The sequence below is a fragment of the Cypionkella aquatica genome, assembly GCF_030161095.1.
Lineage (GTDB): Bacteria > Pseudomonadota > Alphaproteobacteria > Rhodobacterales > Rhodobacteraceae > Cypionkella > Cypionkella aquatica.
Map to the genome: position 1 here is coordinate 318,723 of NZ_BSPP01000004.1, position 13,025 is coordinate 331,747.

The 13,025-nt window shown below is 61.5% G+C and carries 18 protein-coding genes; 5 read left to right on the top strand and 13 right to left on the bottom strand.

The genetic code is table 11. The features are described from left to right. Positions 1–26 precede the first annotated feature (26 nt). The 8 genes from QQJ98_RS05060 to QQJ98_RS05095 form a co-directional block, all read right to left on the bottom strand. Complete coding sequence (locus tag QQJ98_RS05060; RefSeq protein ID WP_284324238.1) at positions 27–317, bottom strand: HdeA/HdeB family chaperone; 291 nt, start codon at positions 315–317, stop codon at positions 27–29. 283 nt (positions 318–600) lie between these two features. Continuing rightward, positions 601–2,526 (bottom strand): 1-deoxy-D-xylulose-5-phosphate synthase, encoded by a 1,926-nt coding sequence (gene dxs, locus QQJ98_RS05065; RefSeq protein ID WP_284324239.1) that lies wholly within the window; start codon positions 2,524–2,526, stop codon positions 601–603. Positions 2,527–2,531: 5 nt separating this feature from the next. Continuing rightward, the gene (locus QQJ98_RS05070; RefSeq protein ID WP_284324240.1) at positions 2,532–3,401 is read right to left on the bottom strand and encodes a polyprenyl synthetase family protein; all 870 of its coding nucleotides are present in this window, start codon (positions 3,399–3,401) and stop codon (positions 2,532–2,534) included. After that, complete coding sequence (locus QQJ98_RS05075) at positions 3,398–3,637, bottom strand: exodeoxyribonuclease VII small subunit (protein ID WP_284324241.1); 240 nt, start codon at positions 3,635–3,637, stop codon at positions 3,398–3,400. The genes QQJ98_RS05070 and QQJ98_RS05075 overlap by 4 nt, the downstream gene beginning before the upstream one ends. Continuing rightward, positions 3,634–4,560 carry a histone deacetylase family protein gene (locus QQJ98_RS05080; RefSeq protein WP_284324242.1) on the bottom strand — a complete coding sequence of 309 codons (927 nt, stop codon included), beginning with the start codon at positions 4,558–4,560 and terminating at the stop codon, positions 3,634–3,636. Before QQJ98_RS05080 ends, QQJ98_RS05075 begins: the two co-directional genes overlap by 4 nt. 271 nt (positions 4,561–4,831) lie before the next feature. Beyond that, positions 4,832–5,329, bottom strand: coding sequence for a hypothetical protein (locus QQJ98_RS05085; RefSeq protein WP_284324243.1), 498 nt, complete (start codon positions 5,327–5,329; stop codon positions 4,832–4,834). A 63-nt stretch (positions 5,330–5,392) separates the two neighbouring features. Beyond that, complete coding sequence (locus tag QQJ98_RS05090) at positions 5,393–6,094, bottom strand: response regulator (protein WP_284324244.1); 702 nt, start codon at positions 6,092–6,094, stop codon at positions 5,393–5,395. Beyond that, positions 6,091–6,591, bottom strand: a complete 501-nt coding sequence (locus QQJ98_RS05095) for a MarR family winged helix-turn-helix transcriptional regulator (RefSeq protein WP_284324245.1) — start codon at positions 6,589–6,591, stop codon at positions 6,091–6,093. Before QQJ98_RS05095 ends, QQJ98_RS05090 begins: the two co-directional genes overlap by 4 nt. Positions 6,592–6,729: 138 nt before the next feature. Here QQJ98_RS05095 and QQJ98_RS05100 point away from each other — a divergent pair, with 138 nt between their 5' ends. From QQJ98_RS05100 to QQJ98_RS05110, 3 genes are all read left to right on the top strand, one after another. Then, positions 6,730–7,596, top strand: a complete 867-nt coding sequence (locus QQJ98_RS05100; RefSeq protein WP_284324246.1) for a branched-chain amino acid aminotransferase — start codon at positions 6,730–6,732, stop codon at positions 7,594–7,596. Between the two features lie 227 nt (positions 7,597–7,823). Next, on the top strand, positions 7,824–8,060 hold the full coding sequence (locus tag QQJ98_RS05105; RefSeq protein ID WP_284324247.1) for a hypothetical protein: 237 nt from the start codon (positions 7,824–7,826) through the stop codon (positions 8,058–8,060). A 15-nt stretch (positions 8,061–8,075) separates the two neighbouring features. After that, positions 8,076–8,891 carry a DMT family transporter gene (locus tag QQJ98_RS05110; protein WP_284324602.1) on the top strand — a complete coding sequence of 272 codons (816 nt, stop codon included), beginning with the start codon at positions 8,076–8,078 and terminating at the stop codon, positions 8,889–8,891. A 64-nt stretch (positions 8,892–8,955) separates the two neighbouring features. Here the strand turns inward: QQJ98_RS05110 and QQJ98_RS05115 are convergent, their stop codons facing one another. After that, a complete protein-coding gene (locus QQJ98_RS05115; protein WP_284324248.1) occupies positions 8,956–9,138 on the bottom strand; it encodes a hypothetical protein in 183 nt (60 codons plus the stop codon). A gap of 250 nt (positions 9,139–9,388) precedes the next feature. Here QQJ98_RS05115 and QQJ98_RS05120 point away from each other — a divergent pair, with 250 nt between their 5' ends. After that, positions 9,389–10,093: a peptidoglycan-binding protein gene (locus QQJ98_RS05120; protein WP_284324249.1), complete on the top strand. Its 705-nt coding sequence runs from the start codon at positions 9,389–9,391 to the stop codon at positions 10,091–10,093. A gap of 10 nt (positions 10,094–10,103) precedes the next feature. Here the strand turns inward: QQJ98_RS05120 and QQJ98_RS05125 are convergent, their stop codons facing one another. Genes QQJ98_RS05125 through QQJ98_RS05135 form a run of 3 tightly spaced genes read right to left on the bottom strand, consistent with a single transcriptional unit; the run spans position 10,104 to position 11,884 of the window. Next, the gene (locus QQJ98_RS05125) at positions 10,104–10,580 is read right to left on the bottom strand and encodes a DUF1294 domain-containing protein (protein ID WP_284324250.1); all 477 of its coding nucleotides are present in this window, start codon (positions 10,578–10,580) and stop codon (positions 10,104–10,106) included. Between the two features lie 52 nt (positions 10,581–10,632). Next, a complete protein-coding gene (locus QQJ98_RS05130) occupies positions 10,633–11,397 on the bottom strand; it encodes an SDR family NAD(P)-dependent oxidoreductase (RefSeq protein WP_284324251.1) in 765 nt (254 codons plus the stop codon). 58 nt (positions 11,398–11,455) lie between these two features. Then, entirely contained in the window at positions 11,456–11,884 is a 429-nt protein-coding gene (locus QQJ98_RS05135; protein WP_284324252.1) for an organic hydroperoxide resistance protein, read from the bottom strand. Between the two features lie 168 nt (positions 11,885–12,052). Between QQJ98_RS05135 and QQJ98_RS05140 the strand changes: the two genes are divergently transcribed. After that, complete coding sequence (locus QQJ98_RS05140) at positions 12,053–12,502, top strand: MarR family winged helix-turn-helix transcriptional regulator (protein WP_284324253.1); 450 nt, start codon at positions 12,053–12,055, stop codon at positions 12,500–12,502. 62 nt (positions 12,503–12,564) lie between these two features. On the opposite strand, the gene QQJ98_RS05145 is transcribed toward QQJ98_RS05140, so the two are convergent. Continuing rightward, positions 12,565–12,867, bottom strand: coding sequence for a hypothetical protein (locus QQJ98_RS05145; RefSeq protein WP_284324254.1), 303 nt, complete (start codon positions 12,865–12,867; stop codon positions 12,565–12,567). Between the last annotated feature and the right edge of the window lie 158 nt (positions 12,868–13,025).

The following is a 13,025-nucleotide window of genomic DNA, read 5'->3' on the forward strand; positions in this document are numbered from 1 at the left end:
TCCGTTCCCGCCTGCCCTTGTTGAAATTACATCTTCAAAGCGTCGATGACTTTGCCATCCGGATGGGCCTTGCAGGCATCCGCCGCTGCGGTGGCCATGTCTGCCTCGCTGAGCGCACTGTATTTGGTGTTCATCGCGGCGTCATCTTTCAGCGATTCTTTCATCGCGATGCCAACGGTGGTCATGTTCTGCATGTCCATCAACGCGAAATCGTTGCAGGTGACAGTCGAAGGGTCAACTTTGACCTCGCCTTCACTTTGAGCGAAAGCCGGGGCTGCCAGCAAAGCAAGGGCGGCAAATGCATAAGTCAGTTTCATTGGTCTATCCTCCTCTAGGCCCGCAATCTTGCGGGGGTGCGACTGAAGTAAGGCACGATGATGAAAGCGGAAGTGCGCGCGGCCCGATTGACACCAGACCGATTTTCCTGCGGCGAACTTGCGCCAAAACGCCGGTAACCCTGCGCAGAAACGCGCCCAACTGGCTGCACAGACGCCGCGACAGCCATTTTCTTCTGTTAAGCCTCGCAACGGAAGTGATTTGAGCGCGTTTACATCGCCGTCACTAGAAGATGCTGGCGAAAATCAGATTTTGGCGCGGAACCTAAGCCCGCTTCCCAACCACTGCCACACCCAGAACCTCTAGCACCTTCGCCTCGATCTGCGCCGCGTCCATGCCTGCGCTGCGATACATCGCTTCGGGGCTCGCGTGGTCGATGAAGGTGTCGGGCAGGACCATACTGCGGAATTTCAGGCCGTGGTCGAAGATCGCTTCATCGGCCAGCAGTTGGGCGACGTGAGAGCCGAAGCCGCCGATGGCGCCTTCTTCGATGGTGATCAGGGCCTCGTGGCTGCGGGCAAGGGTCAGGATCAGGTCGCGGTCCAAGGGTTTGGCGAAGCGGGCGTCGGCTATGGTGGGGGTCAGGCCCTTGGCCGTCAGGCTTTCGGCGGCTTTTTGGACTTCGGACAGGCGCGTTCCGAAGGACAAAAGCGCGACACGGCTGCCTTGTTGGATCATCCGACCTTTGCCGATTTCCAAGGGGATGCCGCGGGTGGGCATTTCCACCCCGGTGCCTTCGCCGCGCGGGTAGCGGAAGGCGATGGGGCCGGAATTGTGGGCGGCGGCGGTGGCGACCATGTGGACGAGTTCGGCCTCATCTGCCGCAGCCATCACCACGAAACCGGGCAGGTTGGACAGGAAGGCGACGTCGAAACTGCCCGCATGGGTCGCGCCATCGGCCCCCACCAGCCCCGCGCGGTCGATGGCAAAACGGACGGGCAGGCGTTGGATGGCGACGTCATGCACCACCTGATCGTAGCCGCGTTGCAGGAAGGTGGAATAGATCGTGCAGAACGGTTTCATCCCGCCTGCAGCAAGGCCCGCCGAGAAGGTGACGGCGTGTTGTTCGGCAATGCCCACGTCGAAGGTGCGTTTGGGGAAGCGGGCGGCGAACAGATCCAGCCCAGTGCCGTCGGGCATCGCGGCGGTGATGGCGACGATTTTATCGTCGGTTTCGGCTTCGCGGATCAGGCTTTGCGCGAAAACCTTGGTATAGCTGGGGGCGTTGGAGGCGGCTTTTTGCTGCACGCCAGTCAGCACGTCGAATTTGCCGGTGGCATGGCCTTTGTCACGGGCGGCTTCGGCGGGGGCGTAGCCTTTGCCCTTTTTGGTCAGGACGTGAATCAGCATCGGGCCAGTGGCGCGGGCTTGTGCGGTGCGCAGCACGGGCAGCAGTTGGTCAAGGTCGTGGCCGTCGATGGGGCCAACATAGGAAAAGCCGAGTTCCTCAAAGAGGGTGCCGCCGACGGCCATGCCTTTCAGCATTTCCTTGGCGCGGCGGGCACCTTCCTGAAAGGGTTCCGGCAGCAGGGACACCATGCCTTTGGCGGCGGATTTCAGATCCTGAAACGGCTCGCCTGCATACATGCGGGACAGGTAAGCGGACAAAGCGCCGACCGGGGGAGCGATCGACATTTCATTGTCGTTCAGGATGACGAACAGGCGTTTTTTCAGATGGCCTGCGTTGTTCATCGCCTCAAACGCCATGCCAGCCGACATGCTGCCATCGCCAATGATGGCCACGGCATCGCCGGGATCGCCGCCGAGGTTTGCAGCCATCGCGAAACCGAGGGCGGCGGAGATGGAGGTGGAACTATGGGCCGCGCCAAACGGATCATAAGGGGATTCGCTGCGTTTGGTGAAACCGGACAGGCCGTTTTCGGTGCGCAAAGTGCGGATGCGGTCGCGGCGTCCGGTCAGGATTTTATGCGGATAGCATTGGTGGCCGACATCCCAGATGATCTTGTCGCGTGGGGCATGGAAAGTGGCGTGCAAAGCGACGGTCAGTTCGACCACGCCAAGGCCCGCACCAAGATGGCCGCCTGTGACCGAAACCGCCGAAATGGTTTCAGCGCGGAGTTCATCCGCCAGCTGCTTCAGCTCGCGGTCCGACAGGGCCTTCATATCGGCGGGCAGATGCACGCGGTCCAGCAGCGGAGTTTTGGGGCGGCTTGGGGTGTCGTCTGGCATGGTGTTCAGCTTTCCCGCGCGATGGTGAAACGTGCGCAGTCGATCAGGTTTTGGGCGGCGGGGCCGTAGGGGGCTAGGTGGTCGCAGGCTTCTTCTATCAGGGATTTGGCGCGGGCGCGTGCGGCATCAAGCCCCAGCAAGGAGACGAAGGTGGCCTTGCCTGCGGCCGCATCTTTTTGCAGGCGTTTGCCAGCCTTGGTGGCGTCGCCGGTCACGTCAAGAATGTCGTCGGCAATCTGGAAGGCAAGGCCCAGGGCGGTGGCATAGGCGCGCAGCGGGCGGGGGTTTTGCTCGGCCAAGATGGCGCCGGATTCGGCGGCAAAGCGGATCAGCGCGCCGGTTTTGCCGGCTTGCAATGCGGTGATTTGGTCGAGGGTCAGCGGAGATGCGGCGGATTCAGCGGCTATATCAAGCGCTTGACCCAGAACCATGCCCTCAGCGCCCGAGGCTTTGGCAAGGCCCGCGACCAGCTTGAGGCGGCTTTCAGGCGTGCCGAGGGCGGGATCTGTCAGCAACTCGAACGCGAGGGTTTGCAGGGCATCACCGGCCAGAATCGCGGTGGCTTCATCCCATTTGAGATGCACGGTGGGCTGGCCGCGACGCAGGGCATCGTCGTCCATCGCGGGCAGATCGTCATGGACAAGCGAATAGGCGTGCAGGGCTTCAACAGCGGCGGCGGCAGAGATCGAAGTGGTCGGGGCAACCCCCAGCATCCGCGCTGATTCCAAGACCAGAAAGCCGCGCAGACGCTTGCCGCCCACTGTGGCATAGGCCATCGCATGGCTAACGGGCAGGTCGGGCAGAGCTGCGAAAGCGGCGTTCAGGCGGGTTTGGATCAGGGCTGCATCTGCGGCAAGAAGGGCGGGAAAGCTCACATTCCCTCCGCCAAAGTGGTGCCGGTGGCACGGCCTTCGGCGGCGCGGATCAGTTCGACCTTTTCTTCGGCGGATTTCAATTTGGCGGCACAATGGGCTTTCAACTGGGCACCGCGTTCATAGAGGGCAATGCTTTGCTCTAGCGCCACTTCGCCGCGTTCCAATTGCGTGACCACGGCTTCCAGCGCGGCCATTGCGTCTTCAAAGGACATATCTGCTACGGCTTTGTCGGTCATTTCCCGCGCTCCTGCAAAACACTTACATGCGCGCGAACCGAAGCGGTCAGCGCGGGCAGATCATAACCGCCCTCAAGACAGGATACCACCCGGCCCGCGCAATGGGCATCGGCCAAATCGCAGATGCGCTGGGTGAGCCATGCGAAATCTTCGGCCTGCCATTCCAAGCCTGCGAGCGGGTCGTCTTGGTGGGCATCAAAGCCTGCCGAGATCAGAATGAGATCGGGCTTCCATGCGGCGATGCGGGGGAAGATCAGCGAGTCATAGGCCGCGCGCATCGGGCCGCCACCGCTGGCTTCGGACAGCGGCACGTTCAGGATCTGGCCATGCGCGCCGGTTTCCGATCGGCTGCCCGAGCCGGGATAAAGCGGCATCTGATGGCTGGAACAGAACAAGGCGCGCGGTTCCTGCCAAAGCAGATCTTGCGTGCCATTGCCGTGGTGCACATCGAAATCGACCACGGCGACGCGCGGCAGATTGTGGTGATGCAAGGCGCGCAGCGCTGCGATGGCGACAGTGCCAAACAGGCAAAACCCCATCGCGGTTTCGGATTCTGCGTGGTGGCTGGGGGGTCTGGCGGCGAGGAAGGCATTGCTGGCCTGCCCTGCCACCACCGCATCGACAGCGGCGCAGGCGCCACCCACCGCATGTAAGGCGGCGTCGAGGGAGCCCGGCGAAAGATAGGTGTCGCCATCTATCTGCGCCCAGCCTTCGGCGGGGGAAGCGGCGCGCAGTTTGGCAAGATAGCGGGCGGGATGCGCGCGCAGAATGTCTTCATCGCGGCCACGCGGGGCATCGCGGTGGATCAGATCAAGACCTTTGAGACCGGCCTGCACGGCACCGTAGCGGGCCACTTGTTCGGGGTGGCCGGGTGGCGTGAGGTGATTTTCGGATTTGGGCGAGTGGATTAACAGGGTGGTCATCTGGGGCCTCGGCTGTTGAATTGCCACGATAGATCAGGCGGTACGAAACGAAAATGGCTGGATTTAGCGGCCAGCCGCCGGGGTTTCGCACCCCGGACCCCGTGGGATATTTGCGCCAGTATGAAAGCAAATTTTCGCTAAATTGTTGGGGCTTTGCGGAGGGCTGAGCGGCTTTTATCGGATCGCCGCGCGGGCAGCCGGGGCTTTCGCCGCGGTGTGATGCTGCTGCGGGGGTGTGGGGGGTGACAACCCCCCAGCGGTTTCAGCGGGCTTAGCCGTTTTCCTGTTGTTCCTGACAGGCGATGGTTTCGGTCACGGCGGCATCACTGCCGGATAGGTCGATCGACATCACATCTTCGCCCTGACTTTGCAGGATCATCACATTTTTGGCCGCAAGGTCGGTCAGGAAATCCGGGCCGTCAAAGCTGACCATCACGCCGGGCACTTCGTCCAGATGCACGCCTGTGGCGTTGCCATCGTATTTCTGATCATCCAACATGAAGCTGATGGGATAGTCGGTGCCATCGGCGATCTCGCCCCAAGCGTCGTTGAACGCGGCGACATAGCCATTGCCTGCGGTGCGGTCAAAACCGATGCGGACATGGCTGCCGTCTTCAAAATCTGACGACAGCAGGCAGCCGTTGCCCAAGGTGGTATCGACTTGTACCGCCCAGCCGCCAGCTTCGGAATAAGGCACAAGATCATCGGCGAAAGCTGCACTGGACAGCACAGCAAGGCCGCATGCGGCGGTGTATTTCAGCAGGGTCATTGTCTCTCCCAAGGGTGTTTTGTGGTATTGGCCAAACTGGCAGGTCACTGTTAAAAAATTGCGTCAGTCGGTTTGCAGCATGTAGCCTTCGCCGCGCACGGTTTGCAGATAGCGCGGCGCTTTTGGATCATCCTCGATCTTGCGGCGCAGACGGGTGATTTGCACATCAACGGCGCGTTCTTGGCCTGCGCTATCTTCGCGCGGCATATCGCCCACCAGTTTATCGCGCGACATTGCGGTGCCGGGTTGCGCCGAGAATATCCGCATCAAGGCCGCCTCGGTTGAGGTCAGGCGGATCAGATCCTGGCCGCGCCACAGCTCTCCGCGATCCATGTCATAGCGCACCGGGCCCATATGCAGCACTTTCGGCGCGGCAGAGGTGGGTTTGGCGGCAGGCACGCGGCGCAGAATGGCATTGATGCGCAGCAGCAGTTCCTTCGGTTCAAACGGTTTGATCAGGTAATCATCCGCGCCTGCCTCAAACCCTTCAATCCGGTTGGCGGTTTCGCCTTTGGCGGTCAGTAATAGGATCGGCACGGTGAGGCTGGCGCGCAGGGCGCGGGTCAAAGAGATGCCGTCTTCGCCGGGCATCATCACATCCAGGACCAGCATGTCAAACTCAAGCCCTGCCAGCAGGCGGCGGGCTTGGGCCGCGTCGCGGGCGGTCGAGACCAGAAAGCCGTTGCGGATCAGGAATTTCTGCAACAGGCCACGGATGCGTTCATCGTCATCGACGACCAGAAGATGCGGGGGAAGGTCGGTCATGTACTGCCCTCTTTCGGGCCTTGATACTGGCGGCGTTGCTCGGCGTCCATCATCGCCTCTAGCACGGTGCGGAAACCTTGCACGGCACTCGGGCCAGCCGCGCGATAGGCGGCGCGCATCCGGGCGCGTTGGGCATCGGACAAAGCGCGTTCAAGGCTGTGGCCTTTGTCGGTGAGGTAAAGGTGACGCTCGCGTTTGTCTTGTTTGCCAACGCGGGCCTCAACCAAGCCGTCGTCGAAAAGCGTGCGCAAGACGCGGTTCAGCGATTGCTTGGTGACGCCCAGAATGGTCAGCAGATTGCCGACGGTGGTGCCGGGAGAGCGGTTGATGAAATGCACAGCGCGGTGATGGGCGCGGCCATAGTCCATGTTTTCAAGGATGCGATCCGGGTCGGCGGTAAAGCCGCGATAGGCGAAGAACATCGCCTCGATGCCCTTGCGCAGGTTTTCATCGGTGAGAAACAGCAGGCTTTCGCCGCCGGTGCTTTGTTCGGCCATAGGGGTCTCCTCGCCGCGCAAGATACGTCAGCCATGTTGACATTCCAAGACATAAGGTTTAGCGATTCGACGATTTCGCGCAATATTATGTCCACAATGGACCTATATGGCGCAACATTCGCAAATATGGAGGCAGCGATGGCAGGTTATGACGATCGGGACGGGTTCATCTGGATGGATGGCAAACTGGTGGAATGGCGCTCGGCCAATGTGCATATCCTGACCCATGCTTTGCATTACGCGTCTTCGGTGTTTGAGGGTGAGCGGTGCTATAATGGCCGCATTTTCAAATCGGTGGAACATTCAGAGCGGCTGCGGAAGTCGGGCGCTTTGTTGGATATGGAGCTGCCGTATTCGGTGGCCGAGATTGAGGCTGCCAAGGCCGCGACCTTGCAGGCGAATGGGCTGACGGATGGCTATGTGCGGGCCTTGGCTTGGCGCGGCGCGGGTGAGGATATGGGGGTTGCGTCGAAGAAAAACCCGATCCGGATGGCGGTGGCGGTGTGGTCCTGGGGCAATTATTATGGCGATGCCAAGACCAAGGGGGCCAAGCTGGACATTGCCAAGTGGAAACGGCCCTCGCCGGAAACCATCCCGCATGAGGCCAAGGCTGCAGGGTTGTATATGATCTGCACGATGTCGAAACATGCCGCCGAGGCCAAGGGGTGTTCGGATGCGATGATGTTCGACTATCGCGGCTATGTGGCCGAGGCGACCGGGGCGAATATCTTCTTTGTAAAGGATGGCGAGGTTCACACGCCGCTGGCCGACGCTTTCCTGAACGGCATCACCCGGCAGACGGTGATCGGGATGCTGCGCGAGAAGGGGGTGACGGTGCATGAGCGGCACATCCTGCCCGCTGAATTGGAGGGCTTCCAGCAGTGCTGGCTGACCGGCACGGCGGCGGAGGTTACGCCGGTGGGGCAGATTGGCGACTATAATTTTGAGGTTGGGGCCTTGGCGCTGGATGTGGCCAGCAGCTATGAAAAGCTGGTGCGGGCCTGAAGGTTTAGAGGTCCGGTTTGGAGAGAAGGAAGAAGGTCCCAACTCGGGACCTTTTTTATGTGTTTGGAGTCAGTGAGTTAGGGGTGTGGATTTAAAGGTTTGTTAAGGATTTGGGCGGTTCATCTGGGCTGAAGCGAGGGTGCGTGAACCCTGCTGGCGCAGGAACCACGCAGTCTACCGCTCAGGGCAAGTCTTGTGCGTTTCGCTGCCCGTGCTAAGCTTTGCCAATGGAAAAATCTTATTCCCATCTCTGGCCGGGCGTGCCTTTGGCGCTTGGTGCGGCGATTTTGTTCGGGGCTGCGGCTCCGGTATCCAATCTGCTCATTGGCGCGGTGGACCCGTGGCTTTTGGCGGGGGTTTTGTATCTGGGTGCAGGCCTCGGGTTGGCTGCGATGACGGCGATGCGGCGGTTGATTGGGTTGCCGAGTGCGGAGGCCAGTTTGCAGCGGGGCGATCTGCCGTGACTCGCCGCCGTGGTGGTGTTTGGTGGCATGTTGGGGCCGTTGTTGCTGATGCTGGGGCTGGCGCGGACTTCGGCGGCTACGGGGGCGTTGCTGCTGAACCTTGAAGGGCTGGCGACGATGGCGATTGCCTGGGCCGTGTTTCGTGAGAATGTCGATCGGCGGTTACTGGTGGGCGCGGCGGCGATCCTGTGTGGTGCGGTGTTGTTGTCTTGGAATGGGCAGGGGTTTCGGCTGGATACGGGCGGGCTGTTAATCGCGGCGGCCTGTCTGTGCTGGGGGATTGATAACAACCTGACGCGCAAGCTGTCGGCGGCGGACCCGGTGCAGATTGCGATGATCAAGGGGCTGGTGGCGGGCAGCGTGAATTTTGCGCTGGCGCTGTGGCTGGGTGCGACACTGCCGGGGGCTGGGATTGTGGCGGCGGGCGCGGTGGTGGGGTTTCTGGGGGTTGGCGTCAGCCTTGTGCTGTTCATGCTGGGGCTGCGGCATCTGGGAACGGCGCGGACGGGGGCCTATTTCTCACTCGCGCCGTTCATCGGGGCGGTGCTGGCGCTGCTGCTGTTTCGGGAAGCGCCGACGCTGGTGCTGCTGGCGGCGGACGGGCTGATGGCGTTGGGGCTGTGGCTGCATCTGTCAGAACGGCATGATCACATGCATGAACACGCGGCGCTGGAGCATGATCATCTGCACAGCCACGACGAACACCATCAGCACAGCCATGACGGCTCATTCACCGAGCCGCATGCGCATTGGCACCGACATGCGCCGATGCGGCACAAACACCCGCATTACCCCGATCTGCACCACCGGCATGGGCATGGCGGTGCTTGAGCCAAAACGCGGGCGGTGCGTGAACGCTGCTTGCCGCAGGAATCACACAGCCTAGCACCGCCGGTCAGGCCTGCTCGCCGCGTTCGATGCGCAGGTAGTGCTGCAGGCGGGTGGTGTCGTCGGCGGTTTGCGGGCGTTGCTGCAGGCTGCGCGGTGCTGCTGAGGAATTGGCGCGCTCGACCCGCAGGAAGTTTTGCAAACGGCCACCCTCGGATGCGGCGCGGTGGTCTGCGAGGTGTTTGGTCATCGAAGCCTCCTGTTATCAAATGCTGCTGCTATCAAGTGCTGAGGGACCAAGGCTAACACAGATTGCCAAGGCGCCAAAGTGGGCTGCGGGTGGCTTCGCGGGGATTGGCCGACGCAGGGCCTTGGGCGTGGCAAAAATCTGCTTTCTGCACAGCAAAGCTATGTTAGCCTTCGCGCAGTTTATGCCTGCATTTTTCGACACCGTGTTTGCTGACCTTTCATTTCCTGACCCTTATATTTCGGAGCTTTCAATGATTACTTTGCGTATTCACAGCCATGATCCCCATGTGATTTTCCTGCAACGCCTGCTGAACAACGCGCTGGTGAATGATCGCACCATTGCGGTTCTGGACGAGGACGGCGCTTTTGGCCGCTTGACCGATACGGCGCTGCGACGCTTCCAAAGCACCTATACCGGGCCGGTCGGTCGGCTGGTCAGCGATGGCGTTGCCGGGCCGCTGACATGGCGGGCGCTGGGGCTGACCACCGAGCTTGTGCATCCGCTGCCCGTGATCGGGCAAAACACCGGCATGACTTGCTGGGTGGTCTCGGGCGGTCTGGCTTCGGGGCGGATGACCAGCGCCATTCCGGGTCAGGCGCAGTTTGATCCAGTGACTCCGGATGGCAATGGTGGCGGGCTGCATCCCGGCATGTCCAATCTGGAGCTTTATGCCCAATCGCTTGGGATGCGACTGGTGCGCCAGCCCCCGACCGAGATTGAGGGGCTGGAGCCATATCTGCGGCGCGGCCCGTTGATCATGTGCGGCAAATGGCTGTCGGGCGGAGCGCATGCGGTGGTGATCAGCGGCTATTACGCGGGGGCGACCGCGTTTGCGCGGATGATCCGGGTGAACAACTCGCTGCCCGTCGGACGTGGCGCGCTGGAGGTGACCGATTACCCGAACATGTGTCTTGGCGGCAATTACATCAACGCCTTCGCACTGATCGTGCGCTAGCTTTGGGCGGTCAGGGCGCTGTGGCATCGCTGCCGGGGCCAAAGCGGCGCGGCAGGGCGGGGGCTTCGGTGGTGGCTTCGGCGGGGGCAGATGTTGCGAACAGATCTTGCGTCTGGGTGGTGAGTTGGCTGGACACCTTGTCCCATGTCAGATCCGACTGCAGGATCAGTGCCGTGGCAAACAGTCCGGGCAGGAGCAGCACCGACAGGTTCAAGAAGATGCCGAACGGCTGTTTGCGGGTTTTGTGGCGCAATCTGTGCTGCGCCACTTTCGCGCCCAGCCAGCCGCCCAAGGTAGCAAGGATCAGCAAGCTGCGCTCGGGGATGCGGGATTGGCAGTGGATCGCGCGGGATTTGTCGATGGCGAAGGCGGTGTAGGCAAGCGCATTGGCCAGCAGAAAATAGCCTGCAAGGCAAAGCGCCAGAAAGCCAGTGGTGCCGGGGGTGATAAGCTCTGTGATCATGCGGGCGGTGTAGGCTGGGATCATGGCGGATGTTTGGCAGGGTTGCGCGTCTGGTTTTACGAGAAACACCAGCGCGTTAGACGGCCGAAAATCCGCCATCGACGAAGAGCTGCGTGCCGGTGACGAATTCGGCATCATCCGAGGCGAGGTATAGGGCGGCGCGGGCGATGTCTTCGGGTTGGCCAAAGCGGCCTTGCGCGGCTTTGATCGTGGATTCTGAGGCATCGACGCCCAAAGCGGTCAGTTCGGCCACCTCGCGCAGACCATGAGGCGTTTCGATGAAACCGGGGCAGACGGCGTTGCAGCGGATGCCTTTGTCGCGGAACTCTACCGCGATGGCGCGGGCGAACATGTGGCAGGCGCCTTTGGTGGCGTCATACAGCACCTCCATCGGCGTCGCGTAGACAGCGGAAATGCTGGAGGTGCAGACGATGCTTCCCTTGCCCTGCGCCAGCATCATCGGAAGGACGGCGCGGGTCATCAGATACATGCTTTTGACGTTCACATCAAACAGCATGTCCCAATCGGATTCTTCGGTTTCAAGGAAGGGTTTGATGACAATGGTGCCGGCGTGGTTGAACAGCACGTTGACCGGGCCGAGTTGGGATTTGACGATTTCGACAGCGGCGTCGACCTGGGATTTCTGCGACACATCAGCGGTGGCGAAACAAGCGCGGTGGCCCTTCATCACCAGATCGAACGCAAGCGCCTGACCAGCATCGACATTGCGGTCAATGATGCCCACCGCAGCACCCTCGGCGGCAAACAGGCGCGCGGCGGCGGCCCCGATACCGGTGGCTCCGCCCGAGATGATAGCCACTTTGCCTTTTAGCCGATCCATGAGAAGCCCCCTGCCCTGTTGGGGTTAGCCTAGCAGGGCAAGGGGCAGGTTCAAGCGGTTAGACGAGGGTGGTCGTCACGTCGACATTGCCTTTGATGGCGTTCGAGTAGGGGCAGATGAAATGGCCGCGATCGACGATTTTCTGCGCGACATCACGGTCAAGGCCGGGGAGCGAGACGGCGAGGGCCACTTGGATGCCGAAGCCACCTTCAGCGCGCGGGCCGATGCCGACGGTCGAGGTGACGGTGGCGTTGTCCGGCACAGTGCCGAGTTTCTCACTGCTGGCAGCAAAGCGCATCGCACCAAGGTAGCAGGCGGCGTAGCCGACAGCGAACAGCTGTTCGGGGTTGTTGCCAGCACCGGTGCCGCCCATTTCTTTCGGCACGGCCAAGGTCACAGCCAAAGCGCCGTCTTTGGTTGCCGAGGTGCCGTCGCGGCCGCCGCCGGTTGCGGTGGCTTCGGTGGAGTAAACTACTTTCGTCGGCATTTTGTATCCTTTGCGATTTAATCGTGTGCGATCTATTTAGCCTGAGTCGGCGCTGGCGTCAACCCTGTTGGCTAAAAGCCTGTGTTAATGCTTCTGTGACGCGCTGGTTCCCGTCGATCTTGTGATTTAATCGCGTGCGATCTATCTTGCACGAAAAGGAGTTTCACGATGGACACGCCAAAGCATCAACCGCCTGCCCTGCCCGCTGCCGAAATGATCTGCTTTTCGCTGTATTCGGCCACCCACGCGATGCAGCACGCCTACAAGCCGCTGTTGGAGGCATTGGGGCTGACCTATCCGCAATATCTGGCGCTGGTGGCTTTGTGGGGCGAGGATGGCCAGACGGTGGGGCAACTCGGCGCGGCATTGCAGTTGGAAAGCAACACGCTGACACCGCTGTTGAAACGGATGGAAGCGCAGGGGCTGGTCGTCCGTGCCCGGGACACCCGCGATGAGCGGCAAGTGCGGGTGACGTTGAGCGCTGCGGGGCGCGAGATGCAGGCGCGGGCGGCGGATATTCCGAGGTGTATTCTGGAGAAGTCGGGGTTGACGCTAGAGGCGCTGCTGGCGCTGCGCGATCAGGTCAACAGCCTGCGCGATCAGTTGCGCGCAGATTAGCGCGGGAGGGGTGCAAGCGGTTGAGCCGCCGCCCGACAAACGGCGGCTCGGGGTATGCAGGGTTATGGGGTTGTAGACGGAGGTGCGGCGGGAGTGGTTTCCGTGCCGGTTTGCGGCGCGATCACGGCGCCTTCGCCCGGGGCAGGTGTCACGGGGGCTGCTGTCACGGGGGCTTGCGTGTCCGGGGTGGTGCCGCTTTGCTGTTCGATCTGGTCTTGCGGCGCGGGCGGATCGGATTGGGCGGATTCTTCAAACAGCCAATACAGGATCACAGCGACACCAAAGATCACGGCCAAAGCCATGCCGATCAGTGGGCCACGGTGGCGGCGCGCTTGTTTGTCGATATTCGTGTTCGGAGCGGACATCGGGTTTCCCTTCTGATGAGCCAATACAGAGGGGTAACGCGGCGGGGGGTGTTTTGTTCCCGCACGCGGGTGTCGGGCCGGGTATGGGGGTTTCCCACCCCCACGCGGGTTTGTGCCAAACCCGCTTCCCCCGTGGGATATTTGAGAACAGATGAAAG

Bases quoted from the DNA above. Each gene is read 5' to 3' on its own strand.
- QQJ98_RS05060 (WP_284324238.1), bottom strand. From the start codon at position 317: ATGAAACTGACTTATGCATTTGCCGCCCTTGCTTTGCTGGCAGCCCCG.
- dxs (WP_284324239.1), bottom strand. From the start codon at position 2,526: ATGCCAGACGACACCCCAAGCCGCCCCAAAACTCCGCTGCTGGACCGC.
- QQJ98_RS05075 (WP_284324241.1), bottom strand. From the start codon at position 3,637: ATGACCGACAAAGCCGTAGCAGATATGTCCTTTGAAGACGCAATGGCC.
- QQJ98_RS05080 (WP_284324242.1), bottom strand. From the start codon at position 4,560: ATGACCACCCTGTTAATCCACTCGCCCAAATCCGAAAATCACCTCACG.
- QQJ98_RS05085 (WP_284324243.1), bottom strand. From the start codon at position 5,329: ATGACCCTGCTGAAATACACCGCCGCATGCGGCCTTGCTGTGCTGTCC.
- QQJ98_RS05090 (WP_284324244.1), bottom strand. From the start codon at position 6,094: ATGACCGACCTTCCCCCGCATCTTCTGGTCGTCGATGACGATGAACGC.
- QQJ98_RS05095 (WP_284324245.1), bottom strand. From the start codon at position 6,591: ATGGCCGAACAAAGCACCGGCGGCGAAAGCCTGCTGTTTCTCACCGAT.
- QQJ98_RS05100 (WP_284324246.1), top strand. From the start codon at position 6,730: ATGGCAGGTTATGACGATCGGGACGGGTTCATCTGGATGGATGGCAAA.
- QQJ98_RS05105 (WP_284324247.1), top strand. From the start codon at position 7,824: ATGGAAAAATCTTATTCCCATCTCTGGCCGGGCGTGCCTTTGGCGCTT.
- QQJ98_RS05115 (WP_284324248.1), bottom strand. From the start codon at position 9,138: ATGACCAAACACCTCGCAGACCACCGCGCCGCATCCGAGGGTGGCCGT.
- QQJ98_RS05120 (WP_284324249.1), top strand. From the start codon at position 9,389: ATGATTACTTTGCGTATTCACAGCCATGATCCCCATGTGATTTTCCTG.
- QQJ98_RS05125 (WP_284324250.1), bottom strand. From the start codon at position 10,580: ATGATCCCAGCCTACACCGCCCGCATGATCACAGAGCTTATCACCCCC.
- QQJ98_RS05130 (WP_284324251.1), bottom strand. From the start codon at position 11,397: ATGGATCGGCTAAAAGGCAAAGTGGCTATCATCTCGGGCGGAGCCACC.
- QQJ98_RS05135 (WP_284324252.1), bottom strand. From the start codon at position 11,884: ATGCCGACGAAAGTAGTTTACTCCACCGAAGCCACCGCAACCGGCGGC.
- QQJ98_RS05140 (WP_284324253.1), top strand. From the start codon at position 12,053: ATGGACACGCCAAAGCATCAACCGCCTGCCCTGCCCGCTGCCGAAATG.
- QQJ98_RS05145 (WP_284324254.1), bottom strand. From the start codon at position 12,867: ATGTCCGCTCCGAACACGAATATCGACAAACAAGCGCGCCGCCACCGT.